This window comes from Rhodoferax sp., assembly GCF_028715765.1.
In the GTDB taxonomy this organism is placed as follows: domain Bacteria; phylum Pseudomonadota; class Gammaproteobacteria; order Burkholderiales; family Burkholderiaceae_C; genus Rhodoferax.
Window position 1 is genome coordinate 18,972 of record NZ_JAQURE010000029.1, and the last position, 22,959, is coordinate 41,930.

Sequence of the window (22,959 nt, forward strand, 5' to 3'; positions counted from 1 at the left end):
AATAGCTAATCTTTGGGGCGAAAGCTGATGATCAGCTCGGGGGGGACGCGGCCATCGGTGTCTCGGGGCAGCACTTCTGTTTTGTCAATGGCTTTGAGTACGGCATCGTCCCAAGCCTTGTCGCCACTGGATTTGAGCAATTTGCGCGAGATGATGCTGCCCTCTGGGGCGGTGCGCACCTCTACCTCGGCACTGGGGTTACCAGCAATGTCTTCAGTGAATACGATGTTGGGCTTGATGCGTGCCCTGATGCGGCCCGCATAGCTGGCAGAAGGTCCCGCAGATTTGAGGGCAGTGCCCGTGGCGGCTGGGCCGCCGCTGGCGCCTGCCAAGCCTGCCATGCGTTGCAGATTTTTTTGCCGCTGTGCTTCAAGCTGCTTGGCCTGCAACTGCTCTTGTTTTTTGTCTTTCTCACGTTGCGCCTTGTCCAACTGCGCTTGTTTGAGCTGTTCAGCTTTGAGTTTGTCTTTTTCAGCTTGGCGTTTTTCTTGTAGCAACTTGACTGCTTTGCGCTTTTCTTGTTCTGCAAGTTGTTCTTTGAGCTTGCGCTTGCGCAACTTTTCTTGTTCGAGCGCAATGTCAACTTTGGGGGTTTCTACCTCAGGTGGCGGTGCCGGTCGGGGCGCTTGTTGAGGGATATCTTGCACGGGTTCTGGTGGCGGGGGCGGTTGCAGCGCGGGTGCTGCGGCCACAGGCACACTGGCCCAGAGTTCAGCTTCTGCGCTGAGGTTTTGAGCGTCTCGCCTCCAGTGCACGCCCCAAGTCAAGGCGGCCATGAGCAAACCATGTGCCAACAACGCCAAAACCAGCGCACGCAGCAACCCTGGGGTGGGTGGCGGGGCAAATTGAAGGCGGTCGGTGGTGGCTTGCATGGGCAAAAATCAGGGGGTCATTTGAACCGACAAACCCACCCGCGCCACACCCGCGCGCTGCAGGGTGTCCATGACCTTGACCACGGCTTCGTATTTGACCGATTTGTCGGCGCTGATCACCACTGCTGTGTTAGGCACCTCGGTTTGGACTTGCTTGACCTGCTGAGCAAGGGCTTTGAGAACAACGCTGTTGGTTTGGTCTTTGATTTTCAGTTGCAAGGCTTCGTCTTTGCCAATGATGATTTGCACCACTTGATCCGGCTGTTTGCTTGCTTTGCCCACGCTGGGCAGGTCAATCACACTGGGGGTGATGAGCGGTGCGGTGACCATGAAGATGATCAGCAGCACCAGCATCACGTCAATGAAAGGCACCATGTTGATCTCATTGATGGTGCGTCTGCCGCGTCCGCGGTGGGCGATGGCTGCCATGGTTGACTCCTGAGGGCTCAGTGACCAGAAGGTGTTTGCGCACCCACATTGCGCTGCAAAATGTTAGAAAACTCTTCAATGAAGGTTTCCAGGCGAATGGCTGTTCGGTCAATGTCACGGGCAAAACGGTTGTAGGCCACCACCGCTGGGATGGCTGCAAACAGGCCAATGGCGGTGGCCACCAAGGCCTCTGCAATGCCGGGCGCCACGCTGGCCAACGTGACCTGGGTCAAGGCTGCCAATCCGGTGAACGCATGCATGATGCCCCACACCGTGCCGAACAACCCGACATAGGGTGAGACCGAGCCCACGGAGGCCAAAAAGCTCAAATGGGTTTCCACCACATCCATCTCGCGCTGGAAACTGGCGCGCATGGCACGGCGAGCGCCATCCATCAGTGTGCTGGCGTCGGTGATGCGCCGTTCACGCAGTTTTTGGTATTCGCGCATGCCACTGGCAAAAATGCGCTCCATGGGGCCGGCCGTGCGGGCGTTTTGGGTGGCTGCAGCAAACAAGTCGTTCAAGTTGCTGCCTGACCAAAATTCGCGCTCGAAATTGTCGTTGAGCTGCTTGACCTTGCCCAATGAAAACAGTTTACGAAAAATAGCCGCCCAACTGGCAATTGAGACGGTGATGAGCAGCAGCATGACCGCTTGCACCACCACACTGGCGTGCAACACAAGTTGGATGATCGAGAGGTCTTGGTTCATGGTGGTTTGTCAAAAAGTCTAAAGGGGGTCAGGTCAATGCGTCAAGAATTTGTGCGGGAATTCGCTCAGGCTTCAATGATTCAGCATTGACCCAACCCGCCCGAATGGTGGCCTCGCACAGCAACACACGCTGGGCAGGAGATTGTAAAAACGCCTGCTGAAAGATGGTCATGGAGGCGCGCCCGGCATGGGTCAAAGTGGTGGTGATGCAGAGTTCATCATCAAGTTTGGCGCTTTTCAGGTAGTGCACATCCGCATGTCCCACCACAAACATGCCGCCAGTGCGCTCGCGCAGCGCCTGCTGGTGAATGTCTTTGGTACGCAACCATTCGGTGCGCGAGCGTTCAAAAAACTTCAGGTAATTGGCGTAAAACACAATGCCGCCAGCGTCGGTGTCTTCCCAGTACACCCGCACTGGCCAGTTGAAGGTTTCGACGATGGGCGCCAACTGACTCATGCCAGCAAAGCCTTCAGCCGGTCAATGGCCGTATGCAGTTGTGGCATGGCGTTGGCCGTAGAAAAGCGAATGAAGTGTTGGGTGTCTGCCTGGCCAAAATCGCGCCCAGGAGTGACCGCCACATGGGCGCGGTGCATCAGCTCAAAAGCCAAATCCCAACTGCCGCTGAGACCCAGTTTTTGGCAGGCGGCAGTGCAGTCAGCCCAGGCATAGAACGCGCCGTCTGGCATCACGGGCACAGTCAAGCCCAACGCATTGAGTGCGGGAATGAAATCGTCGCGCCGGGCTTTGAATTCAGCTCGGCGGCGTTCGTACTCGGCCAGGCTCTCGGCCTCAAAACAGGCCAGCGCAGCGTATTGAGAAATTGTGCTGGGGCAGATGAACAGGTTTTGTGCCAAACGCTCGATCACGGGCACGAGTTTTTCAGGCACCACCAGCCAGCCAAGTCGCCACCCCGTCATGTTGAAGTATTTGGAAAAACTGTTGATGCTGATGATCTGGTCATCAAGCGTCAATGCGGTTTGACCAAATTGGGCGTCATGGCTGAGACCAAGGTAAATTTCATCCACCATTGAAATGCCATCTTGCGCTTGTACTACCTCATGTATAAGCTTCATTTCTGATAGCAAAATAGAGGTGCCAGTGGGGTTGGATGGCGAGGCCAACAACACACCTTTGGTGTGCTGCGTCCAAGCGGCTTTGACTTTGTCGGCACTGAGTTGAAAGCGCTCAGCCGCGGTGGTGGGAATCAAAACGGCCCGACCTTCTGCAGCAGACACAAAGTGCCGGTTGCATGGGTAGCTGGGATCAGGCATGAGGATTTCATCGCCAGCCTCGATCAGTGCCAGGCAAGCCAGTTGCAATGCGGCCGAGGCGCCTGCGGTCACCACAATTCGGCTGGCGGGCACATCTGCCGCAAAGTGGCAGGCATACCAGGCGCTGATGCGTTCGCGCAGTTCGGGCAAACCAGTGGCTGGGGTGTAGTGGGTCAGCCCGTCACGGATGGCTTTGACAGCAGCCTCTTGCACCAGCTCTGGTGCCGTGAAATCGGGCTCGCCAATGTTCAAAAACACCATGGGGCGGTCGGTGTGAGCGATTTGAGAGGCGATGTTGCTGGCGGCTTTGGCCATTTCCATCACGTAAAAGGGGTCAATGCGCTGGGCGCGCTGGGTAACACGCATCAAGGGTCAACGGGTGGCGTGTTGATCAGCCGCAACTTCAACTTCGCGCAGTTGGCGTGCCAATGCGTTGAGCACGCCGTTGACGTATTTGTGGCCATCGGTTCCGCCAAATTCCTTGGCCAACTCCACAGATTCATTGAGTACCACACGCCACGGAATGTCCAGGCAGTGTTTGAGTTCATACGCACCAATCCACATGGCAGCATGCTCTACCGGTGAAATTTCGGCCATGGGTCGATCCAGCAACGGCAAGATCAAGGCATCCAAAGCTTGCGCCTGCTCAGCGCACCCATGCAGCAGGGCATCAAAATGGGCTGAATCTGCTTTGGTAAACCCTTGCAAATCGCGGGTAAAGGCATCAATGAGTTCAGTTTCATTTTTGCCCACCAGCACTTGGTACAGGGCTTGCAGCGCAAATTCACGGGAACGCGAGCGGTCAGATTTGCTGGCTGCCTTGCGTACACCGGTACTGGTCAAGCCTTTGCGTGGCTGCCGTGGCGGGCGTTTGGAAGGGGTGGGGTGGCTTGAGACGCTCATTAAATACTCTCTAGTAGGTTGGCCATTTCAACAGCCACACGTGCTGCATCACGGCCCTTGTCAGTTTGTCGCTCGATGGCTTGCGCAAGGGTTTCAGTTGTCAAAATGGCATTCGCGATGGGCAATTGGTAGTCAAGCGCAACCCGGCTGACACCTGCCCCCGACTCATTGGCAACCAATTCAAAGTGGTAGGTTTCACCCCGGATGATGCAGCCCAAAGCAATCAAGGCGTCGTATTCAAGCTTTTCGGCCATGGCCATGAGTGCGACTGGAATTTCAAGCGCACCGGGCACTTGTACCAGCGTGATGTGTTTTTCAGGCACACCCAGTGCCAAGAGTTCTGCGGTGCACGCGTCAGCCAAGGCGTTGGTGATGCTGGAATTGAAGCGCGCTTGGACAATCCCAATGGTGAGTTTTTTCCCATCTAGGCGTGTGTCGTGGGTATTCAAATGACCCTGGTCTGCGTTCAACATATGCGTTATCCCAAAAATGAAGAGTTGATGAGTCAGGCAGGCACGTAGCCCACAATTTCAAGGCCATAGCCATGCATGCTGGGCATCCGGCGTGGGTTGCCCAAAAGTCTCATTTTGTGTACACCACATTCGCGCAGTATTTGGGCACCAATGCCATAGGTGCGTAAGTCCATGCGGCCACGCTCGGGGCCGTGGCTGGCTTTGGCAGTGCCATCAAACTGGGCTAAGAGTTGTTTGCCGGTTTCGCCGCAATTTAAAAAGACCACAACACCTCTGCCTTCTTCTGCGACCTTCTGCAGGCTGGCATCCAGGCTCCATGAGTGCATGGTGCGACCGATTTCAAGCGCGTCAAGCACCGACAAGGGTTCGTGCACGCGCGCCAAAACTGCATCGTCCGGCGACCATGTGCCTTTGACCAGTGCCAAATGCACGCCGTGCGCTGTTTTGTCTTTGAAAGCGTGTGCGGAAAATTCCCCAAATGCTGTTTTGAGCGGACGGGTGCCGAGCGAGACCACCAATGATTCGGTGCGACTGCGGTGGGCAATCAGGTCGGCAATCGTGCCAATTTTCAAACCATGCTCGGCTGCAAAGAGTTGCAAATCGGGCAAACGCGCCATGGTGCCGTCGTCTTTCATGATTTCGCAAATCATGGCTGCTGGTGTACAACCCGCCAAGCCAGCAAGATCACAACCAGCTTCGGTGTGACCCGCTCGCATCAGCACACCACCGTCTACCGCCTGCAGTGGAAACACATGGCCAGGTTGCACCAAATCAAGCGGTTTGGCATTTTGGGACACAGTGACTTGGATGGTTCGGGCACGATCAGCGGCTGAAATGCCGGTGGTGACACCTTCTGCCGCTTCAATGGAAACCGTAAAAGCAGTTCCTTTTTTGTCACCATTGCGTACGGTCATGGGTGGCAACTGCAGGTGTTCACAGCGCTCGCGCGTGAGTGTGAGGCAGATCAAACCACGGCCAAAACGCGCCATAAAGTTCACCGCTTCAGCGCTGACATGATCCGCTGCCATGATCAAGTCACCTTCGTTTTCACGGTCTTCTTCGTCAACCAAAATGACCATGCGCCCAGCACGCATGTCTGCCACGATGTCTTCAATGGGTGAAATAGCTGCAGGTGATAGTTTTGTCATGAAAAGAGCAGTAAAAATTAAGGTGTTGGCGTAAGTGAAGAGGTCGACAGCATGCGCTCTACATACCGTGCAATCAAATCAATCTCGAGATTGACCAGGCTGCTCTCGTGCAGCACATGCAACGCGGTGTTTTGAACGGTATGGGGTATTAAATTGATGCTGATGTCGCAGCCATCAGCCATGTCGACAACTTGATTGACCGTCAAGCTCACGCCGTTGACGGTGATAGAGCCCTTGCAAGCCAAATATTTTGCCAAGCTCAGAGGCGCCAAGATGCGCAATTCCCAGCTTTCGCCGGTTGCCTGAAAACGACTCACTTTACCCACTCCATCGACGTGACCTGAGACCATGTGCCCGCCTAAAAAGTCATTGGCGCGTAGAGCTTTTTCCAGATTAATGATCCCGAGGCTTGCCAAGCCCGCTGTCTTGCTGAGTGATTCGACGGAGATGTCTACCGTGAATTGTTGATTGGCCACATCAAGCGAGGTGACCGTCATGCAAGCGCCATTCAACGCAATGCTGTCGCCCAGCGCCGTGTCATCAAGGTATGAAGGTGGGCAAGTGATGGTGAGTCGTTTGCCATGTGTTGACGATTCACCTAAAGGAGAAACGGTTGTGATTCGGCCGATGCCGGTGATGATTCCTGTGAACATGTCATTATTTTCGCAGTTTAAGTTTGAGCGCTTTGTGTGAATGACAACTTCATTTTGACGATCAAAAAGTACCAACTTGCATAGGCTACAGCTAACCCCAAGCAGTCTGCCAGCCAATCTTGCCAGTCTCCAAACCGCCACCCAGTAAGCCACTGAGCCAATTCGATGAAGCAGCCAAACAGCACCAATCCTGAAAGAACTGATTGAGTTCGGCCTGGATAGGCCAACAGACCCACAAAGCCGAGAGCGATAAACCCCAGGGAGTGTTGAGCTTTGTCCCAAAAATGGAGTTGGGATGGAATTTGATTCGCTGGCATGAGCGACAAGCAAAGGGTCAGCACCCATAGAAACCAAAATGATCGCTTCCAAAAAATAAGGTGCATCTTCATGGGCAATCTGATGTGTGCTTTTAAAAGAGGTTGGGGATTTGAGTGAATGCCCTTAAAAACAAAAAGCCCTGAAGATTTCTCGTCAGGGCTTTTTGTTTTTAGGTAATTTGGCTCCTCAACCTGGGCTCGAACCAGGGACCTACGGATTAACAGTCCGGCGCTCTACCAACTGAGCTATTGAGGAACAGAACCAAAATTATAGACACATTTTTTTTGATTTATCAACACCTAGCTAAATTAAAGTTAAAAAAACTTCAGGGTTGTCAGAGGGTTTGGTGATTAACAGATGGCATAATATGCGTTTTCCAAATACGGAAAGGGCGGTTAGCTCAGGGGTAGAGCACAGCATTCACACTGCTGGGGTCGCAAGTTCGAAACTTGCACCGCCCACCAAATTTTTAAAGGACTTCGCTTTTGCCAAGTCCTTTTTTTATTTCTGGTTCGTATCAGTGAAACCAGACATGCGACCAAGGGCGCATGTGATTTAAATTTTTGAACCCCGCACTAAATCTTCAAATCTCAGGTGTGTGAAGCGTTTTTTATCATTAACGCTGCTTCTGATACCAAGTCGGGGCCTTGGTAGATCAAGCCGGTGTAAATTTGAACCACATCAGCACCTGCACGAATTTTGCTCATGGCATCTGCTGCACTCATGATGCCACCCACACCAATGATCGGAAACGCTTTACCTAAGCTGGCACGAAGTTGCGCAATGACGCGGTTGCTCATGGCTAATACGGGTGCGCCCGAAAGGCCGCCAGCTTCATCTGCATGTGGCATGCCTTTGACAGCGTCGCGGCTGAGAGTGGTGTTGGTGGCAATCACGCCCCATGCATTGTTGACTTCTCCTTGATCGTTCAAACCATAACGGCGCAATGTTTTTGCAATCACTGTGATTTGAGTTTCATCCAGGTCAGGTGCAATTTTTAAAAAAATGGGTGTCAGTTTGTTGTGTTCTTTAGCCAAAAGTTCACGCTGTGCCGAAATTGCACCCAGCAATGCATCTAACGCATCATCGTTTTGCAGCGTACGTAGATTTTTGGTGTTGGGGCTGGAGATATTGACCGTGACGTAATCTGCATGAGGGTAAACGGCATTCAGGCATGTCAAATAATCATCTGTAGCACGCTCAATAGGTGTGGAGGCGTTTTTGCCGATGTTGAGTCCCAGCAGCATGGGGGGGGCAAGTTCTGGGTGATCGCGTCGATATTGATACAGCTTGGAATTTCTGACATTGTTCAAAAAGGCATCTACCCCATCGTTGTTGAAGCCGAGCCGGTTGATCAAGCCTTGCGCTTGAGGCAAGCGAAACATGCGCGGCTTGGGGTTACCGCTTTGTGGCAAAGGTGTCACCGTACCCACTTCCACAAAGCCAAAACCCATGGCTGCAAACCCGTCGATGCAGCGTGCATTTTTGTCCAGTCCAGCCGCCAAGCCCACTCGGTTCGGAAACTTGAGCCCGGCCAGCTCAATGGGATCACTGACAAAACTGTTGCGATAGACCCGACTCAACACCGAGTGTTGAGAGCGAGCCAGAGTGTTCAAGGTCAATTCGTGAGCGACTTCAGGGTCTAACCCAAATAAAACCGCACGCGTTAAAGCATAGGGAACAAACGACATTAGATAATTCTTCAGTTATTAGATATTTTTGATTTTCACCGATTCACTCCTGAAAGGCCGTCGTCATGAGCACAATTTCCCAAGATGAACTTAAAACATTGGTCGGCATTGCCGCTTTAAAGTATGTCGTACTAGGAGAAATTGTGGGCGTTGGCACCGGGTCGACGGTGAATAAATTCATTGATGCGTTGGCCAGTATCAAGCATCAAATCAAAGGTGCTGTATCCAGCTCGAATGCCAGCACCGAAAGACTCTTGGCATTGGGCATTCAAGTCTTCGACTCCAATGAAGTTCAAGAACTTTCTGTTTACATTGATGGTGCTGATGAAATTGACCATCAAGGCTACATGATCAAAGGTGGTGGTGCTGCACTCACGCGCGAGAAAATCATTGCGGCACAGTCCAAGCAGTTTGTATGCATTGCAGACGAATCCAAACTGGTTGCCACGCTTGGGCGTTTTCCCTTGCCTGTTGAAGTGATTCCCATGGCCGAGCAGCGCATCATCCGCCAGTTTCAAGCCATGGGCGCGCAGGCTCAGATTCGCATGTGCGATGGCCATGCCTTGATCACCGACAACGGTCAGCACATTGTGGATGTGACCCACTTGCATATCACTTCACCCGTGCAGTTTGAAACTCAAGTGAGTCAGTGGCCGGGCGTGGTCACGGTGGGTGTGTTTGCTTTGCAAAAAGCAAATGTTTGCTTGTTAGGGACACCTGATGGGGTTAAAACGCTCACGTTTTAAGGGTAAACCCACCTAATTCGGCTCTGCCCGGCGTAGCCTGGAGCGGCATACTTGAAACACTGTTCATTGCCTACTTTTGAAAGGTCAATCATGAGTCAACAAACCAAATTTTTGCTTGAAGAAAGCCAGATGCCCAAGTTTTGGTACAACTTGCAAGCTGATTTACCCAAACCTTTGCCGGTGGTGCTCCATCCTGGCACCATGCAACCGGTGGGTCCCGCTGATTTGGCGCCTTTATTTCCCATGGAACTCATTCTGCAAGAGGTCAGTACCGAACGTGAGATTGAAATCCCGGAGCCCGTGCGCGAGGTGTATCAGCTTTGGCGTCCAGCACCGTTGTACCGTGCCCACCGGCTTGAAAAGGCGCTGGGTACGCCCGCCAAAATTTATTACAAATACGAAGGTGTGAGCCCAGCGGGTAGCCACAAACCCAATACCGCTGTGCCACAAGCGTTTTTTAACAAACAAGCGGGTACCAAGCGATTGGTCACTGAAACAGGTGCCGGTCAATGGGGCACATCATTGTCTTTTGCTGGTTCGTTGTACGACATGCAAGTTGAGGTGTTTCAGGTGCGGGTGTCTTACGACCAAAAACCTTATCGACGTGCGGTCATGGAAACCTATGGCGCACGCTGTGTGGCCTCACCCTCAAACGAAACCGTATACGGGCGCTCGGTGTTGGCCAAAAATCCAGATCACCCGGGCAGTTTGGGTATTGCCATTTCTGAAGCTGTTGAGCTGGCGGTGCAGCGCGACGACACCAAATATGCGTTGGGTTCAGTGCTCAACCATGTGTTGATGCATCAAACTATCATTGGTCTGGAAGCCATGAAGCAGATGGAGATGGCCAACGCCTGGCCAGATGTAGTGGTGGGTTGCACCGGTGGCGGTTCCAACTTTGCAGGCATAGCTTTTCCGTTCATTGGGCATGGTCTGCGGGGCGGTGCCAAACCCCGCATGGTGGCGGTTGAGCCTGCGGCTTGTCCGTCGCTCACACGCGGAAAATATGCCTATGACTTTGGTGACACAGGGCACATGACGCCGCTGACCAAGATGCACACCTTGGGCAGCCAATTCACACCACCCGGGTTCCATGCGGGCGGCCTGCGCTACCACGGCATGGCGCCGATGGTGTCGCATTGCAAAGAATTGGGTTTGATTGAAGCGGTGGCTTACAACCAAGTGGAGTGTTTTGAGGCGGGCGTGTTGTTTGCCCGGTGTGAAGGCATTGTGCCGGCGCCAGAGGCCAATCACGCCGTCAAAGGCGCCATTGTTGAAGCCATGCGTTGCAAGGCTGAGGGCAAAGCAGAGACTATTTTGTTCAACTTGTGTGGCCATGGTCACTTTGACATGGTGGCTTACCAAAAATATTTTGCCGGCGAGTTGACTGATGAAAAATATGCTGAAAGTGAGCTGGCCATGGCACTGGCGGGTTTGCCCAGCGTGCCTGAACCGTTGTAATTGATGGGGGGCGCTGCCACTAACTGCGCAGCGCTTGCAGTGAGCGCGCCAACCTGGCCTCTACTGGCCAGGGCTCACCCCCCATTTGTGCTGCCAGCAACTCGGCGCACAGCACCGAAAAACTCAAACCCCGCGAGCCCATGCCCGCGCAAATCCATAAGCTGGGCTGTTCTGAGGTGTCCAACGCACCCACCACAGGAAGCCTGTCACGGGTGATGCAACGTGTGCCTTTCCATGTCTGCACAGCGCCCGTGTTGAAACATTCAGCCACATCGCGCGACAAAGGTTCAAGCAGTTGGGAAAGATGCAACCAATTTTGTCTGTGGTTGTCCATGTCATGGCGCTCTGGTTGCGAGTCTGGTTGATAGGTTGAACCCATGAACCAGGCCAGCCCCTGATCTACTGGAATAAACGGAATCATGCTGCCAGAGCCATTGACGGGAAAAGGCGGGAAGCGGTGTGATGGCTCGGTGCTGTGCCACTGCCAACTCAATAAACCACGCATCCCCATCTTTGATGGCAAACAAGGCTCTATCCCTTGATTTAAAAGCGCTGAATGCTTCATTTTTTCAAGCAACTCGAAAGCTCCGCAGGCGTTGGCAAAAACCACTCGTTCTGCCTCACAAACCAACTCACCAAGTGGGTTGACCAACTGCCAAACGCCATTGACACAGTTCATCCCATCGATTTGGGTATTTTCTTGAAAAGTGATACCTGGCTGCGACAGCCAGGCACGAACCAAAGCCGCAGGTTTGACCCAGGCACCTATGCCATGCCACAGGCCTGCCCCCAAATTTTCATGCCCTTGTGGGTATCCTTGGGTAGACCATGCTTGCGATTGAGTTGCCCAAGTGGTGGGGCATTTGGGAGTGCCTCCAATTTGACGTTCAAACACGCCACTGGGTGCCCAGTCCTGGTTGATTTGCAGGTGTTGGGCTACCTGTTGCAACATCAGCCGAACACCTGCGCGCGACAAGCGTGACAGGGCACAGTCATCTGCCGAGACGTGTGGTGCCAGTAAGCCCACAGGTAGCCCTGATGCTCCCATGGCTGCTGCTCGGGCTTGATCAAGCACCGTCACCTGCCAGCCACGGCGCGCCAATGCGTCAGCTACGCTGGCACCCGCCAGCCCAGCGCCAATGACGGCACACCGCTGCACGGGCAAGGGGGCTGAACCTGAAACAGAGCGCGATTTTTTCAACTGCCATGGAGGATGAAAAACACCGCCACAAGTTAACCCTGTGGCCACTTCGTTTGAAGCGATGGATTCCATCTGAAACCCCAACGAACCCAGGCCAGTCCTTACTTGCATGCGCTGCATAGGGGTTAACGCATGAAGTGTCAAACGTGCGCCGCGACGGCAGCACTGAGCGATGGCTTTTAAAAACCAATGCTCATCCGTGGGCATGCTTTCTGGCATGCACAATTCAATGTGGTCGGCTTGCAGTCTTTGCGCCCTCAGCAGTGCCAAGGGCTCGCCCACACACAGCGTCAAGATCACCTGCCCCTGCGCCAGCAAAAACCTGTGAAAACCGGGTAACAACCCATGCCAATGACGACTGAGTTCTTGCGTCAGCGCTGCCAAGGCTGGTTTAGCTACCGCCTGTTGATTCAGTTGCTCGGCGCTGGGCGGCACAGTGCACAGCGCGACATAGTGCAGTACCCTGGGGCGGTGATCAGCTAGAAGCCAGTTGTGCCAGGTCTCTAAAAATCTGCCGCCTGCACCAAATGCGGTGTCCAGCACACACCAAGGGGCGGCATCCTGCTGTGGCAATGTGCCAAGCGCTGTTTCAAAGTTGCTCACACCTTGGGTGGAACATACCCTTGTGCTGCATCTGCACCCCCTCCAAAAAAATGGTTTTCCATTTGCCGAGCCAAATATTGGCGAGCGCGGGCATCTGCCAAGTTCAGGCGGTTTTCATTCACCAACATGGTTTGATGTTTGAGCCAGTCTGCCCAAGCTTGTTTGCTCACGCTCTGCCACAGGCGTTTGCCAAGTTCGCCGGGGTAGGGAGGAAAGTCCAGTCCCTCAGCTTCATGTCCAAGTTTGATGCAGTTCACCATGCGTGCCATATTGACCTCTTGCGTTAACGTTCAAAAGGTTGACTTTAGCAAGCTTTCTCAGGCTTGGGCTGACTGGCGTAAAATCACCACCTATGGCAAAAGCAGATACCAAAACAAAAATCGTGGCCGACGGCCTTCGTTACAAATCCAAAGTGTCGGGTTCTCCGTTCACTGCGGCCACCTCTTTTGGTGCCGCCACCATGTCGTGTTTTTTGTGTGGCAAACACCGCGCAAGGTCGCAAATGGTGTCCAAAAAAATCTTGGGTAAATCTCAAGCGGTGTGTTCTCCGTCTTGCAAGGCGTTGGACGAAGCCTCCAAATAATGCCATGTGGCGGTTCGCGTTAGGCGCGCTTCAAACGCACGCCCGGCAGGCATTGGCTCTGCTGAGTGCTGTTTGTTTGGGCATGCTCGGCTATGGCTTGTATTTGCAACACAGCCTCGGCCTTAACCCATGTCCGATGTGCATTGTGCAGCGGTACGCTCTTTTTTCAATAGCTTCCACCGCAGCTTTGACGGCGCTTACAGTCTCAAAACCTTTAAGAATATCGGGCACATTGCTGATCCTTCTTGAAACTGTCTTCGGTGCATTTGTGGCTGCGCGACAGAGCTGGTTGCAATGGTATCCGCCCGAGGTAGCTACATGCGGGCGAGATTTCTACGGCATGATCGAAGACTTTCCCATTGGCCGTGCCATCCCCATGATTTTCAAAGGCAGTGGCGATTGTTCTGCCGTTGACTGGACTTTTTTAGGCGGAAGCATCGCCAATTGGTCTTTTGTCAGCTTTTGCTTGATTGGCCTATTTGCAATTTTGTTAATCAAACAAAATTTGCGAAGTCGTTAAGTCGTTAAGCCGTTAAGCAACGGCCAGCCCATCAGCCCCTGCATGCTCTGATGGGGCTTTGTTTTCAAAGTGAAAGCGTGTCCAGAGCTTCGTAGCTTTTCTTCAACCAATTTTTCACGCGTTGGCGCTCTAACATGCCCAAGGCATCAGGTTCAGAGCGCTGGTGAATGGCAGCCCAAAATGAGGCATTTTGGCGGTCAATTTTCCGCATGCTGGCTTCATGTAATTGAGCCAAGTCGATCACTTTTGCTCCAAGCGACACAGCTTTGGCCATGGCCGATGAGGCATCGAGTTGAGAAAAATCGCTGCCACGGCCGTGATTCTTGACAATGATGTAGTTGGCCGATGAACCATAGGTTTCAATCAGACGCCCCAGTAAATCTACCGAATCTTTGCCGGCATCGGCTACATGCCAGAAATTCACCCGCACACCCATGTCTTGCAGCAACGCGAGCAAGTCTGAGTCTTGAATCCAGCGAGCCAACGGTGTGGCAGTTTGTGCCGCCATGTCCACAATCACGCGTGGTATGTCGCCAGATTCTGGTGCTGATTCAAAAATGCCCACCACACGATCCAGCCCCTCATAGCTGTCCACCAGCACCGGTGCCGCGTAGTCTGCATAAAAGCGCGTGAATGAGGTGTGTGAGCGATCTGTGTCAAACCCCATAAAGGCTTGATCATGGTCAATAAAGTACTGTGCCAGTACCCGTGCCACTACGGATTTACCCACACCACCTTTTTCGCCACCAATGAAATTAAGAGAGCTCATGAAATGTTCCTGTGAAATCAATTGAAGAAAAGCTGGATTGCCTCGGTGATGATCTATGCAAGATACATGCTCAAAAAATACAACGACGCGGTGTCTAAGTGATTTTTTTAACCAGTACCTGGCTTTTGCGATCCCAGTTGTACTTGCGTTTGCGTGCCTCTGGCAACCAATCGGGGTCTACCTGCACAAAGCCACGCTTGATGAACCAATGCATGGTGCGCGTGGTCAGCACAAAAATACTGTCTAGGCCAGCCAGTTTGGCACGTTGTTCGATGCGTTTGAGCACCCGCTCGCCATCTCCTTGGCCTTGCACATCGGGTGACACGGTCAGTGCGGCCATCTCGGCAGTGCGCGCTTCGGGGTAGGCATAGAGCGCGGCGCAGGCAAAGATCACACCATCGTGCTCGATCACGGTGTACAGACCCACATCACGCTCTATTTCGGTGCGGCTGCGCTTGACCAGTGTGCCGTCTTTCTCGAACGGTTCGATCAGTTGCAAGATGCCGCCGACATCATCCACCGTGGCCTCACGCAGACTCTCCAGTTTTTCATCCACCACCATGGTGCCAATGCCGTCGTGCACATACACCTCCAGCAAGATCGAGCCATCGACTGCAAACGGAATGATGTGGCTGCGTTCCACGCCGCCTTTGCATGCTTTCACACAGTGCTGCAAATAAAACGCCGTGTCTAAGGGTTTGTCGGCAGCTGGCAGGTCGCGCAGCAGTTTTTCGGCCGCATCCAAAGGCAGCTCGGTGTCAATCGGGTTGTTGTCACTCACCGCTTGGGTAATGTCGGTAGGAATGCCAGCCACTTCGGTAACAAAAATCAATTTGTCGGCCTGCAGAGCGGTGGCCACAGACGTGGCGACTTCTTCCATCGTCAGGTTGAACGCTTCTCCAGTAGGGGAAAAGCCAAAAGGCGACATCAGCACCAGCGCTCCCATGTCGAGTGAACGCATGATGCCTGCTGTGTCAATTTTGCGCACCACACCAGAGTGCTGAAAGTCCACACCATCCACAATACCCACCGGTCGTGCCGTTAAAAAATTGCCTGAAATAACCCGCACCGTGGCACCCGCCATGGGCGTGTTGGGCAGCCCTTGGCTGAAAGCGGCTTCAATTTCATAGCGCAATTGCCCGGCAGCCTCTTGCGCACAGTCCAGCGCCACTTCATCGGTGACGCGAATGCCCTTGAAATAACGTGGTGTGTGCCCCTTGGCTAAAAGTTGCTCGTTGACTTGTGGCCGAAAACCATGCACCAGCACAATCTTGACCCCCATGCTTTGAATCAGGGCCAAGTCTTGTGCCAAGTTAGGCAGCTTGCCCGCTGCAATGGCCTCGCCACACACGCCCACCACAAAAGTCTGGTGACGGAATTTGTGGATGTAGGGCGCCACCGAGCGGAACCAGGGGACGAAGGTGAAGTTAAAGACAGAACTCATGGCGTGGGCGGCAACAGTTTCAGACTGCTAGCGGGTAAAAAGTGAACAAAATCATGATCGAAAGTGGCCGTGTCATGGCCACTGTGGTAGTCGTACCAAACACATACTGCGTCAAAAAATCACGTACTTGGGCACTGACTGTCTTTCTTTGTTCGGTGGCTCTGATGCGCGCTTGCCGGATCAGCTCGTTGCCCACAGAGATGGTTAAGTTGGACATGTTTGTGCTCTAAAAAACAGTTAAAAAAGTGTAGCACGGGTACATCTGTAGCTGGGTTTCTTAATGCCGTGCTGTTGCTCACCGCATGCCTGGAACCATCGAACCCCAGCTGGCGCGCTTTTGCGAAGCCAGGGGTGCATGATTTCGTGGCTCCGTTGGTTATTTCATCCTGGCATAGCAGTTAGTAGCTTATGCGCGTTGCAACGGTAGAGACGGTTGTTGACAATGCAGAACACGCCACTTTCACCCTCTTACAAACGCATGAGTAACCTCACCCCCAGCGCAACATTCACCAAAACCCCCGGCTGGCTGGACTGGTACAGCGGCCCGAGCAAACCGCGTTTCCAGTTGCCCGCAGGTGCTGTGGATGCGCATTGCCACGTGTTTGGCCCGGGCGCTGAATTTCCCTATGCGCCAGAGCGCAAGTACACGCCCTGTGATGCATCCAAAGCCCAGCTGTTTGCGCTGCGCGACCACCTGGGGTTTGAGAAAAACGTCATCGTGCAGGCCACCTGCCACGGGGCGGACAACCGGGCGCTGGTGGATGCGCTCAAAAGCAGCAACGGCAAGGCGCGGGGTGTGGCCACCGTGAAGCGCAGCGTGACTGACGCGGAAATCCAGGCCATGCATGACGCCGGTGTGCGCGGTGTGCGCTTCAACTTTGTCAAACGCCTGGTGGACTTCACACCCAAGGACGAGCTGATGGAGATTGCCGCCCGCATCAAGGCCTGGGGCTGGCATGTGGTGATCTACTTTGAGGCGGTAGACCTGCCCGAGCTGTGGGACTTTTTCACCGCGCTGCCGACCACCGTGGTGGTCGACCACATGGGCCGCCCGGACGTGTCGCTGCCGGTGGACGGGCCGCAGTTTGCGCTGTTCCGCCAATTCATGCGCCAACACCCCAATGTGTGGAGCAAGGTGAGCTGCCCCGAACGCCTGAGCGTGACCGGCCCCAAGGCCCTGAACGGTGAGCAAAACGCCTACCGTGATGTGATTCCGTTTGCCAAAGCGATTGTTGAAGAGTTCCCCGATCGCGTGTTGTGGGGCACCGACTGGCCGCACCCGAACCTGAAGGACCACATGCCAGACGACGGCCTGCTGGTGGACTTCATACCGCACATTGCGCCCACGGCTGAATTGCAGCGCAAGCTGCTGGTCGATAACCCGAATCGTTTGTACTGGAGCTGATTCATGGCACTCGACAAACCCTACAAAGACATCCCCGGCACCATTATTTTTGATGCTGAACAAAGCCGCAAAGGCTACCACCTCAACCAGTTTTGCATGTCGCTGATGAAGGCCGAAAACCGCGAGCGCTTCAAGCTGGATCAGCGCGCTTACCTGGACGAGTGGCCGATGAGTGAAGAGCAGAAACAGGCCGTGCTCGACATGGACCTGAACCGCGCCATGCAGCTTGGCGGCAACATCTACTTTCTGGCCAAGATTGGCGCCACCCACGGCCTGAGCTTTCAGCAGATGGCTGGCAGCATGACCGGCATGAGCGAGGAAGAGTACCGCGCCATGATGCTCGCCGGTGGCCGTTCCATCGAAGGCAACCGCTATCCAGGCGAAGACGGCAGCGCCCAGCCGCAACATCAACCGCAAGGCCAGGCTGGCCGGAAAGTTTCCTGATCATGGCACGCATCACCGCCTCCGTTTACACCTCCCACGTGCCCGCCATCGGCGCGGCCATTGACCTGGGCAAGACGCAAGAGCCGTACTGGCAGCCGCTGTTCAAGGGCTACGAGTTTTCCAAACAGTGGATGAAGGACAACAAGCCCGACGTGATTTTTCTGGTCTGCAACGACCACGCCACCGCCTTCAGCTTGGACATGATCCCCACCTTTGCCATCGGCACGGCGGCGGAATTCATTCCGGCAGACGAAGGTTTTGGCCCGCGCCCGGTGCCCAAAGTCATTGGCCACCCGGACCTGGCCAGCCACATTGCCCACTCGGTGATCCAGCAAGATTTCGATTTGACCATCGTCAACAAGATGGAGGTCGACCATGGCCTGACCGTGCCGCTGTCTTTGATGTGTGGTGAACCGGATGCGTGGCCCTGCCCGGTGATTCCGTTTGCCGTCAACGTGGTGCAATACCCGGTGCCCAGCGGCCAGCGCTGCTTCAACCTGGGCCAGGCGATTCGCAAAGCAGTGGAGAGTTACGACGAAGACCTGAATGTGCACATCTGGGGCACTGGCGGCATGAGCCACCAGTTACAAGGCGCACGCGCCGGTCTGATCAACCGCGAGTGGGACAACGCCTGGCTGGACAAGATGATTGCCGACCCCGCCGCCTGCGCCGCTACACCACACATTGACTACGTGCGTGAGGCGGGTAGCGAAGGCGTGGAACTGGTGATGTGGTTGATCGCCCGGGGTGCTATGCAAGATGTAGCTGACAGCGCACGTTCTGTCAGCGTTAGACACCGTTTTTATCATGTGCCGGCAAGCAACACTGCAGTCGGACACCTTATCCTGGAGAATTCCTGAAATGAGCAAACCCATCAAAGTGGCGCTGGCCGGTGCTGGCGCTTTCGGCATCAAACACCTGGACGGCATCAAGAACATCGACGGCGTTGAAGTCGTCTCGCTCATCAGCCGCGACCTGGATAAAACCCGTGAAGTGGCCGCCAAATACGGCATTGGCCACGTCACCACCGATCTGACTGATAGCCTGGCCTTGAAGGAAGTCGACGCGGTCATTTTGTGCACCCCGACTCAAATGCACGCCAGCCAAACCCTGGCTTGCCTGAAGGCGGGCAAACACGTGCAGGTGGAAATTCCCCTGTGCGACGTGCTCACCGACGGTGAAGAAGTGGCCCAGGTGGCAGCCAAGAGCGGCCTGGTGGCGATGTGCGGCCACACCCGCCGCTTCAACCCCAGCCACCAATACGTGCACAAGAAAATCCAGGCGGGTGAATTCAACATCCAGCAGATGGATGTGCAAACCTACTTTTTCCGCCGCACCAACATGAACGCGCTGGGCCAAGCCCGCAGTTGGACCGATCACCTGCTGTGGCACCACGCCGCGCACACGGTCGACCTGTTCGCCTACCAGTGCGGCAGCCCCATCGTCAAAGCCAACGCCATCCAAGGCCCGATCCACCCCACGCTGGGCATTGCCATGGACATGAGCATCCAGCTCAAGGCTGCCAATGGGGCGATCTGCACGCTGAGTTTGAGCTTCAACAACGACGGCCCGCTGGGCACCTTCTTTCGCTACATCGGCGACAGCGCGACCTACATTGCGCGGTATGACGACTTGTTCAACGGCAAAGAAGAAAAGATTGATGTCTCTGGCGTAGCGGTCAGCATGAATGGCATCGAACTGCAAGACCGCGAGTTTTTTGCTGCCATCAATGAGGGCAGGGAACCCAACAGTTCAGTGGCTAGCGTGTTGCCTTGCTACCGGGTGCTGCATGGGCTGGAGTTGCAATTCAACGGGTAGGGCGCCCCATTGCATCAACCCCTCTGAGTGACGAGGTGGCTCGGATGCTGATTGCACGCTATGGTTCTGCAGCCAACCCAGACGATATGGTGACTTTGTGTTGCGATGAAACCTTGAGCATTGTGGAGCTTGCCCGCCAAAGCAATACGATTGTGCTGACTGTCAGCGCAGTTGCCGTCGACCTGGTGGGCTTAAATGTTGTCCCACCACTGAATGCAACGGGTCTGTTTGGTCTGATCACACTCCATCAGCATCAAGAGGCACCTGCTTTGCGCATCGCACGCGAGCAGTTGGCACTGTGGACGCAAACACCGTAATTTCATCAAACGACATCAGGCATCGACAGCGGAGTCATTCAACCGGCTTGTAGATTTTTTTTAACAGTCCCAGCAAGGTTTTGCGTTCGGTGGCGGTCAGGCGTGAAGTGGCTTTTTGCTCCAGCTTGGTCGCAGTTTTCTCGGCTTGGCGCATGAGTTGCTCACCGGTTTCAGTCAGGTGTAGCCCCATGGCGCGACGGTCGCTGGGGTGGGGCAGGCGCTTGATCAATTCACGCTTTTCCAGCGCGGTGATCATGCTGACCAGGTTGGGCGCTTGAATGCCCAAGGTGTTGCACAGCTGGCGTGAGGTGATGCCTGGGTTGTGAGTGATCAAGGACAGCACCGAAAAGTCCACCGTGCGCAGGTCGTACACCGCCATCTGGGCCATGAATTCGCCAATGATGACCAACGCGGCACGCCGGGCGTTGTAGCCCATCAGCGTTTCCAGGTAACGGGTGTTGACTTTGTCAACCGAAGGCGAGGGTGGTGGGGAAGATGGGGTGTCCATGAGGCCGGATGGGCAGTTTGACCAAATGGTCAAATATACCGGCTTAAACCAGGCGTGCCTTGATGATGCACAAGCGCATGGCAAATTCTGGCAACACCCAGTGTCGCAGAGCTGCGGCGGGGGCATGCCAGCGGGCTTGTTGTGCGTCGGGTAGTGCGGCGCTTGCATGATCCAGACGTGTCCACGCCCAGGTCAGCAAGGTCAAGGCCACGGCACGCAAAAAATCATCGGCCACCCAGTAAGCCAGCTCGGGGTCTTGGGCGCAGGCGCTGGCCAATGGCGGCAACAAGGCGCTCAAATCTGCCACTTGGGTTTGCAGTTGGCTTTCAAGTTGCATTTGCGTTGGGGCGATGGCGGGCATCGTCAAGCCATCTGCAGGGGTGTCAGGGGCGGTTGGGCAGAGTTGTTGCAGCAGGTCGGCCAAGGCAATGCCACCATCAGGCAGCACCTTGCGCACCAGCAAGTCAATGGCCTGAATCTCGTTGGTGCCCTCGTAGATCATGGCCACCCGTGCGTCGCGCACGATCTGCTCAATGCCCCATTCGCGCACGTAACCATGGCCGCCAAACACTTGCAGGCAATCGCTGGCACCGTTGAAGGCCTGCGCCGTCCAGGCGGATTTCAGCACCGGGGTGACCAGCGCGCACCAGCGTTCGGCTTGCTGGCGGCGCGGCGCATCGACATGGTGTTTGGCCATGTCCAGCTCCAGCGCGGTGGTGTAGGCCAGCACGCGCCCGCCATCAATCCAGGCGCGCTGGGTGTCCAGAATGCGGCGCATGGCTGGGTGTTCAATGATCAGGCTGGGCTCAAGGCTGGATTTGGCGCGACCCGGTGCGCGCATCTGGCGGCGCTCCTGGGCATAGGCATGGGCTTTTTGCCAGGCTGCATCCAGCAGGCCAATGCCTTGCAGCGCCACATGCAGGCGGGCGGCGTTCATCATGACAAACATGGCGTTCAGGCCGCGGCCGGGCTCACCCACCATCCAGCTGGTGGCATCGTCAAAACGCAGCACGCAGGTGGCGCTGCCGTGCAAGCCCATTTTTTCTTCAATGCGCTCGCACACCACGGCACTGCGGCTGCCGTCAGGGTAGAACTTGGGGCACAAAAATAGCGACAAACCTTTTGGGCCGGGCGGCGCGTCGGGCAGACGCGCCAGCACCAGGTGCACGATGTTGTCGCTCAAGTCATGTTCGCCACCGGAGATGAAGATTTTGGTGCCACTCAAGCGGTAGCTGCCGTCGGCTTGCGGGGTGGCTTTGGTGCGTGCCAGCCCCAAGTCGCTGCCAGCGTGGGGCTCGGTCAGGCACATGGTGGCCAGCCATTCGCCGGTGGCGATTTTTTCCAGATACTGGGCTTTGAGTTCCTCAGTGGCGTGGTGCTTTAAACACTCATAAGCACCGTGTAACAAACCGGGGGCCATGGTCCAGCCGTGGTTGGCCGCGCTCAAGAGTTCGTACAAAACCGCCTCCAGCACCCCCGGTAGACCCTGGCCGCCATCTTCAGGCGCACAAGCCAGAGCCGGCCAACCGGCCTGCCAAAAGGCTTGGTAGGCATCGCGAAAACCCGGCGGCGTGGTGACTTGACCTTGGTCGAACCGACAGCCCACTTCGTCGCCACTACGGTGCAAGGGCGCCACCACGTCGTCTACAAATTTGCCCGCCTCGGTCAGCACCTGGCGCAGCAGGTCGTCGTCAGCTTCGGCAAGGGCTGGCAAGGCCTGCAACTGTTGGGGCGCGCCCAGCACCTGCCAGAGGATGAAATTGATGTCGTCGATGGGGGTTTGGTAGGTCATCATTGCTATGAATGTAATAGTTATTGACGCTTGATGGATAGGCGTCAGAGCCTGCTTTTATTGATTGTTTTTCGGGTGTGTGAATAAGATGGTTTGAGCGGACATCGTTGCGTTGCAGCGTTCCCAATAGCTATAAAATAAAGAGCTAGTCACGATTATATCGTATGGCCTAGAGCTATATTTTGTATATAAAACGCTTACGCCGCCTTTTTGCTGCGCGCTGCGCCCAGATAGGTCTCGATCACACGCGGGTCAGTGGCCAGGTCACGGGCTGGGCCGCTCAAGGCCACGTCGCCCATTTCCAGCACGTAGCCGAAGTCTGCTGCCTCCAGCGCGGCACGGGCGTTTTGCTCCACCAGCAAAGTGGTCACGCCGGTTTGGCGCAGTGCGTCGATGGTGCGAAAAATTTCTTTCACCACCAGCGGTGCCAGCCCCAGGCTGGGCTCGTCGAGCATCAACAGGGTGGGGCGCGACATCAGGGCACGCCCCACTGCCAGCATCTGGCGCTCCCCGCCGGACAAGGTGCCGGCGGCTTGCGTACGGCGCTCTTTCAGCCGAGGAAACAGGTCAAACACCACGTCGATCTGGGCGCGCCAGTTGGGGTTGCGCAGGCGCACCTGGCGGAACGCCCCCAGCACCAAGTTGTCTGACACGCTCATGCTGCCAAACAGTTCGCGCTTTTCGGGCACCAGCGCCATGCCCAGCATGACGCGTTCTTCAAGGCTTAGCACGCTGATGGGCTGGCCTTCAAATTCAACCCAGATAGTCCATTAGGATTTTCAAAAGAAAAGTGGTGCAAACCTCCCAGTGCAGATTTCTAATGGATACCATTAGAAATTCCGTTTGAAATCATACGGTTATCCAACAGTCTGGAGGTGA

At 55.0% G+C, this 22,959-nt stretch carries 27 protein-coding genes, 2 tRNA genes and 1 pseudogene; 10 read left to right on the plus strand and 20 right to left on the minus strand.

Annotated elements, in window-relative coordinates:
• Positions 1 to 5: 5 nt before the first annotated feature.
• The 11 genes from tolA to PHT20_RS11025 form a co-directional block, all read right to left on the minus strand.
• Positions 6 to 872, minus strand: coding sequence for a cell envelope integrity protein TolA (gene tolA / locus PHT20_RS10975; protein ID WP_300087987.1), 867 nt, complete (start codon positions 870 to 872; stop codon positions 6 to 8).
• Between the two features lie 9 nt (positions 873 to 881).
• Positions 882 to 1,301 (minus strand): biopolymer transporter ExbD, encoded by a 420-nt coding sequence (locus tag PHT20_RS10980; protein ID WP_301020540.1) that lies wholly within the window; start codon positions 1,299 to 1,301, stop codon positions 882 to 884.
• Between the two features lie 17 nt (positions 1,302 to 1,318).
• Positions 1,319 to 2,011 (minus strand): protein TolQ, encoded by a 693-nt coding sequence (gene tolQ / locus PHT20_RS10985; protein ID WP_300087991.1) that lies wholly within the window; start codon positions 2,009 to 2,011, stop codon positions 1,319 to 1,321.
• Between the two features lie 28 nt (positions 2,012 to 2,039).
• Complete coding sequence (gene ybgC, locus PHT20_RS10990; RefSeq protein WP_301020541.1) at positions 2,040 to 2,468, minus strand: tol-pal system-associated acyl-CoA thioesterase; 429 nt, start codon at positions 2,466 to 2,468, stop codon at positions 2,040 to 2,042.
• On the minus strand, positions 2,465 to 3,649 hold the full coding sequence (locus PHT20_RS10995) for a pyridoxal phosphate-dependent aminotransferase (protein WP_300087994.1): 1,185 nt from the start codon (positions 3,647 to 3,649) through the stop codon (positions 2,465 to 2,467). Before PHT20_RS10995 ends, ybgC begins: the two co-directional genes overlap by 4 nt.
• A 6-nt stretch (positions 3,650 to 3,655) precedes the next feature.
• Positions 3,656 to 4,186, minus strand: coding sequence for a transcription antitermination factor NusB (nusB, locus tag PHT20_RS11000; protein WP_300087996.1), 531 nt, complete (start codon positions 4,184 to 4,186; stop codon positions 3,656 to 3,658).
• On the minus strand, positions 4,186 to 4,659 hold the full coding sequence (gene ribH, locus PHT20_RS11005; RefSeq protein WP_300087998.1) for a 6,7-dimethyl-8-ribityllumazine synthase: 474 nt from the start codon (positions 4,657 to 4,659) through the stop codon (positions 4,186 to 4,188). Before ribH ends, nusB begins: the two co-directional genes overlap by 1 nt.
• 32 nt (positions 4,660 to 4,691) lie before the next feature.
• Positions 4,692 to 5,807, minus strand: a complete 1,116-nt coding sequence (gene ribBA / locus PHT20_RS11010; RefSeq protein ID WP_301020542.1) for a bifunctional 3,4-dihydroxy-2-butanone-4-phosphate synthase/GTP cyclohydrolase II — start codon at positions 5,805 to 5,807, stop codon at positions 4,692 to 4,694.
• Positions 5,808 to 5,824: 17 nt separating this feature from the next.
• Entirely contained in the window at positions 5,825 to 6,460 is a 636-nt protein-coding gene (locus PHT20_RS11015; RefSeq protein WP_300087924.1) for a riboflavin synthase, read from the minus strand.
• Positions 6,461 to 6,477: 17 nt separating this feature from the next.
• Entirely contained in the window at positions 6,478 to 6,849 is a 372-nt protein-coding gene (locus tag PHT20_RS11020) for a VanZ family protein (protein WP_300087922.1), read from the minus strand.
• 108 nt (positions 6,850 to 6,957) lie between these two features.
• Positions 6,958 to 7,033 (minus strand) — tRNA-Asn (locus tag PHT20_RS11025).
• Between the two features lie 134 nt (positions 7,034 to 7,167).
• Here PHT20_RS11025 and PHT20_RS11030 point away from each other — a divergent pair.
• Positions 7,168 to 7,242: transfer RNA gene (locus PHT20_RS11030), tRNA-Val, on the plus strand.
• A 126-nt stretch (positions 7,243 to 7,368) separates the two neighbouring features.
• Here the strand turns inward: PHT20_RS11030 and PHT20_RS11035 are convergent.
• Positions 7,369 to 8,469 (minus strand): quinone-dependent dihydroorotate dehydrogenase, encoded by a 1,101-nt coding sequence (locus PHT20_RS11035; RefSeq protein ID WP_300087920.1) that lies wholly within the window; start codon positions 8,467 to 8,469, stop codon positions 7,369 to 7,371.
• A 65-nt stretch (positions 8,470 to 8,534) separates the two neighbouring features.
• Between PHT20_RS11035 and rpiA the strand changes: the two genes are divergently transcribed.
• Together rpiA and PHT20_RS11045 are read left to right on the plus strand one after the other, a co-directional pair.
• On the plus strand, positions 8,535 to 9,215 hold the full coding sequence (gene rpiA / locus PHT20_RS11040; protein ID WP_301020543.1) for a ribose-5-phosphate isomerase RpiA: 681 nt from the start codon (positions 8,535 to 8,537) through the stop codon (positions 9,213 to 9,215).
• A gap of 90 nt (positions 9,216 to 9,305) precedes the next feature.
• Positions 9,306 to 10,676 (plus strand): TrpB-like pyridoxal phosphate-dependent enzyme, encoded by a 1,371-nt coding sequence (locus PHT20_RS11045; protein ID WP_301020544.1) that lies wholly within the window; start codon positions 9,306 to 9,308, stop codon positions 10,674 to 10,676.
• A gap of 19 nt (positions 10,677 to 10,695) precedes the next feature.
• Here PHT20_RS11045 and PHT20_RS11050 read toward each other — a convergent pair whose 3' ends face one another.
• Together PHT20_RS11050 and PHT20_RS11055 are read right to left on the minus strand one after the other, a co-directional pair.
• A complete protein-coding gene (locus PHT20_RS11050; RefSeq protein ID WP_301020545.1) occupies positions 10,696 to 12,480 on the minus strand; it encodes an FAD-dependent oxidoreductase in 1,785 nt (594 codons plus the stop codon).
• Complete coding sequence (locus PHT20_RS11055) at positions 12,477 to 12,749, minus strand: oxidative damage protection protein (RefSeq protein WP_300088230.1); 273 nt, start codon at positions 12,747 to 12,749, stop codon at positions 12,477 to 12,479. Before PHT20_RS11055 ends, PHT20_RS11050 begins: the two co-directional genes overlap by 4 nt.
• An 83-nt stretch (positions 12,750 to 12,832) precedes the next feature.
• On the opposite strand from PHT20_RS11055, the gene PHT20_RS11060 reads away from it, so the two are divergent.
• Both PHT20_RS11060 and PHT20_RS11065 read left to right on the plus strand, forming a co-directional pair.
• Positions 12,833 to 13,063, plus strand: a complete 231-nt coding sequence (locus PHT20_RS11060; protein WP_223903793.1) for a hypothetical protein — start codon at positions 12,833 to 12,835, stop codon at positions 13,061 to 13,063.
• A 4-nt stretch (positions 13,064 to 13,067) separates the two neighbouring features.
• Positions 13,068 to 13,583: a disulfide bond formation protein B gene (locus tag PHT20_RS11065; RefSeq protein ID WP_301020546.1), complete on the plus strand. Its 516-nt coding sequence runs from the start codon at positions 13,068 to 13,070 to the stop codon at positions 13,581 to 13,583.
• A 64-nt stretch (positions 13,584 to 13,647) separates the two neighbouring features.
• Here the strand turns inward: PHT20_RS11065 and PHT20_RS11070 are convergent, their stop codons facing one another.
• From PHT20_RS11070 to PHT20_RS11080, 3 genes are all read right to left on the minus strand, one after another.
• Positions 13,648 to 14,352 carry a mobilization protein gene (locus PHT20_RS11070; RefSeq protein ID WP_301020547.1) on the minus strand — a complete coding sequence of 235 codons (705 nt, stop codon included), beginning with the start codon at positions 14,350 to 14,352 and terminating at the stop codon, positions 13,648 to 13,650.
• Between the two features lie 94 nt (positions 14,353 to 14,446).
• Positions 14,447 to 15,796, minus strand: coding sequence for an amino-acid N-acetyltransferase (gene argA / locus PHT20_RS11075; RefSeq protein WP_301020548.1), 1,350 nt, complete (start codon positions 15,794 to 15,796; stop codon positions 14,447 to 14,449).
• 19 nt (positions 15,797 to 15,815) lie between these two features.
• Positions 15,816 to 16,013, minus strand: a complete 198-nt coding sequence (locus tag PHT20_RS11080) for a hypothetical protein (RefSeq protein ID WP_301020549.1) — start codon at positions 16,011 to 16,013, stop codon at positions 15,816 to 15,818.
• A gap of 261 nt (positions 16,014 to 16,274) precedes the next feature.
• Here PHT20_RS11080 and PHT20_RS11085 point away from each other — a divergent pair, with 261 nt between their 5' ends.
• Genes PHT20_RS11085 through PHT20_RS11105 form a run of 5 tightly spaced genes read left to right on the plus strand, consistent with a single transcriptional unit; the run spans position 16,275 to position 19,780 of the window.
• Positions 16,275 to 17,201 carry an amidohydrolase family protein gene (locus PHT20_RS11085; protein ID WP_301020550.1) on the plus strand — a complete coding sequence of 309 codons (927 nt, stop codon included), beginning with the start codon at positions 16,275 to 16,277 and terminating at the stop codon, positions 17,199 to 17,201.
• Positions 17,202 to 17,204: 3 nt separating this feature from the next.
• Positions 17,205 to 17,645 carry a protocatechuate 4,5-dioxygenase subunit alpha gene (gene ligA / locus PHT20_RS11090; RefSeq protein WP_301020551.1) on the plus strand — a complete coding sequence of 147 codons (441 nt, stop codon included), beginning with the start codon at positions 17,205 to 17,207 and terminating at the stop codon, positions 17,643 to 17,645.
• A 2-nt stretch (positions 17,646 to 17,647) separates the two neighbouring features.
• Complete coding sequence (locus PHT20_RS11095) at positions 17,648 to 18,505, plus strand: class III extradiol dioxygenase subunit beta (protein ID WP_301020552.1); 858 nt, start codon at positions 17,648 to 17,650, stop codon at positions 18,503 to 18,505.
• A 1-nt stretch (position 18,506) separates the two neighbouring features.
• The gene (locus PHT20_RS11100; RefSeq protein ID WP_301020553.1) at positions 18,507 to 19,463 is read left to right on the plus strand and encodes a Gfo/Idh/MocA family oxidoreductase; all 957 of its coding nucleotides are present in this window, start codon (positions 18,507 to 18,509) and stop codon (positions 19,461 to 19,463) included.
• Positions 19,464 to 19,507: 44 nt separating this feature from the next.
• Positions 19,508 to 19,780, plus strand: coding sequence for a hypothetical protein (locus PHT20_RS11105; RefSeq protein WP_301020554.1), 273 nt, complete (start codon positions 19,508 to 19,510; stop codon positions 19,778 to 19,780).
• A gap of 34 nt (positions 19,781 to 19,814) precedes the next feature.
• Here the strand turns inward: PHT20_RS11105 and PHT20_RS11110 are convergent, their stop codons facing one another.
• From PHT20_RS11110 to PHT20_RS11120, 3 genes and pseudogenes are all read right to left on the minus strand, one after another.
• Positions 19,815 to 20,288 (minus strand): MarR family transcriptional regulator, encoded by a 474-nt coding sequence (locus PHT20_RS11110; protein WP_301020555.1) that lies wholly within the window; start codon positions 20,286 to 20,288, stop codon positions 19,815 to 19,817.
• A gap of 43 nt (positions 20,289 to 20,331) precedes the next feature.
• On the minus strand, positions 20,332 to 22,080 hold the full coding sequence (locus PHT20_RS11115) for an acyl-CoA dehydrogenase family protein (RefSeq protein ID WP_301020556.1): 1,749 nt from the start codon (positions 22,078 to 22,080) through the stop codon (positions 20,332 to 20,334).
• Positions 22,081 to 22,277: 197 nt separating this feature from the next.
• A pseudogene (locus PHT20_RS11120) lies at positions 22,278 to 22,838 on the minus strand (ABC transporter ATP-binding protein); the annotation flags it as partial.
• Positions 22,839 to 22,959 lie beyond the last annotated feature (121 nt).

Excerpts from the sequence above, each read along its gene's own strand:
- tolA (WP_300087987.1), bottom strand. The coding sequence starts at position 872 with ATGCAAGCCACCACCGACCGCCTTCAATTTGCCCCGCCACCCACCCCA.
- PHT20_RS10980 (WP_301020540.1), bottom strand. The coding sequence starts at position 1,301 with ATGGCAGCCATCGCCCACCGCGGACGCGGCAGACGCACCATCAATGAG.
- tolQ (WP_300087991.1), bottom strand. The coding sequence starts at position 2,011 with ATGAACCAAGACCTCTCGATCATCCAACTTGTGTTGCACGCCAGTGTG.
- ybgC (WP_301020541.1), bottom strand. The coding sequence starts at position 2,468 with ATGAGTCAGTTGGCGCCCATCGTCGAAACCTTCAACTGGCCAGTGCGG.
- PHT20_RS10995 (WP_300087994.1), bottom strand. The coding sequence starts at position 3,649 with ATGCGTGTTACCCAGCGCGCCCAGCGCATTGACCCCTTTTACGTGATG.
- nusB (WP_300087996.1), bottom strand. The coding sequence starts at position 4,186 with ATGAGCGTCTCAAGCCACCCCACCCCTTCCAAACGCCCGCCACGGCAG.
- ribH (WP_300087998.1), bottom strand. The coding sequence starts at position 4,659 with ATGTTGAACGCAGACCAGGGTCATTTGAATACCCACGACACACGCCTA.
- ribBA (WP_301020542.1), bottom strand. The coding sequence starts at position 5,807 with ATGACAAAACTATCACCTGCAGCTATTTCACCCATTGAAGACATCGTG.
- PHT20_RS11015 (WP_300087924.1), bottom strand. The coding sequence starts at position 6,460 with ATGTTCACAGGAATCATCACCGGCATCGGCCGAATCACAACCGTTTCT.
- PHT20_RS11020 (WP_300087922.1), bottom strand. The coding sequence starts at position 6,849 with ATGAAGATGCACCTTATTTTTTGGAAGCGATCATTTTGGTTTCTATGG.
- PHT20_RS11035 (WP_300087920.1), bottom strand. The coding sequence starts at position 8,469 with ATGTCGTTTGTTCCCTATGCTTTAACGCGTGCGGTTTTATTTGGGTTA.
- rpiA (WP_301020543.1), top strand. The coding sequence starts at position 8,535 with ATGAGCACAATTTCCCAAGATGAACTTAAAACATTGGTCGGCATTGCC.
- PHT20_RS11045 (WP_301020544.1), top strand. The coding sequence starts at position 9,306 with ATGAGTCAACAAACCAAATTTTTGCTTGAAGAAAGCCAGATGCCCAAG.
- PHT20_RS11055 (WP_300088230.1), bottom strand. The coding sequence starts at position 12,749 with ATGGCACGCATGGTGAACTGCATCAAACTTGGACATGAAGCTGAGGGA.
- PHT20_RS11060 (WP_223903793.1), top strand. The coding sequence starts at position 12,833 with ATGGCAAAAGCAGATACCAAAACAAAAATCGTGGCCGACGGCCTTCGT.
- PHT20_RS11065 (WP_301020546.1), top strand. The coding sequence starts at position 13,068 with ATGTGGCGGTTCGCGTTAGGCGCGCTTCAAACGCACGCCCGGCAGGCA.
- PHT20_RS11070 (WP_301020547.1), bottom strand. The coding sequence starts at position 14,352 with ATGAGCTCTCTTAATTTCATTGGTGGCGAAAAAGGTGGTGTGGGTAAA.
- argA (WP_301020548.1), bottom strand. The coding sequence starts at position 15,796 with ATGAGTTCTGTCTTTAACTTCACCTTCGTCCCCTGGTTCCGCTCGGTG.
- PHT20_RS11080 (WP_301020549.1), bottom strand. The coding sequence starts at position 16,013 with ATGTCCAACTTAACCATCTCTGTGGGCAACGAGCTGATCCGGCAAGCG.
- PHT20_RS11085 (WP_301020550.1), top strand. The coding sequence starts at position 16,275 with ATGAGTAACCTCACCCCCAGCGCAACATTCACCAAAACCCCCGGCTGG.
- ligA (WP_301020551.1), top strand. The coding sequence starts at position 17,205 with ATGGCACTCGACAAACCCTACAAAGACATCCCCGGCACCATTATTTTT.
- PHT20_RS11095 (WP_301020552.1), top strand. The coding sequence starts at position 17,648 with ATGGCACGCATCACCGCCTCCGTTTACACCTCCCACGTGCCCGCCATC.
- PHT20_RS11100 (WP_301020553.1), top strand. The coding sequence starts at position 18,507 with ATGAGCAAACCCATCAAAGTGGCGCTGGCCGGTGCTGGCGCTTTCGGC.
- PHT20_RS11105 (WP_301020554.1), top strand. The coding sequence starts at position 19,508 with ATGCTGATTGCACGCTATGGTTCTGCAGCCAACCCAGACGATATGGTG.
- PHT20_RS11110 (WP_301020555.1), bottom strand. The coding sequence starts at position 20,288 with ATGGACACCCCATCTTCCCCACCACCCTCGCCTTCGGTTGACAAAGTC.
- PHT20_RS11115 (WP_301020556.1), bottom strand. The coding sequence starts at position 22,080 with ATGACCTACCAAACCCCCATCGACGACATCAATTTCATCCTCTGGCAG.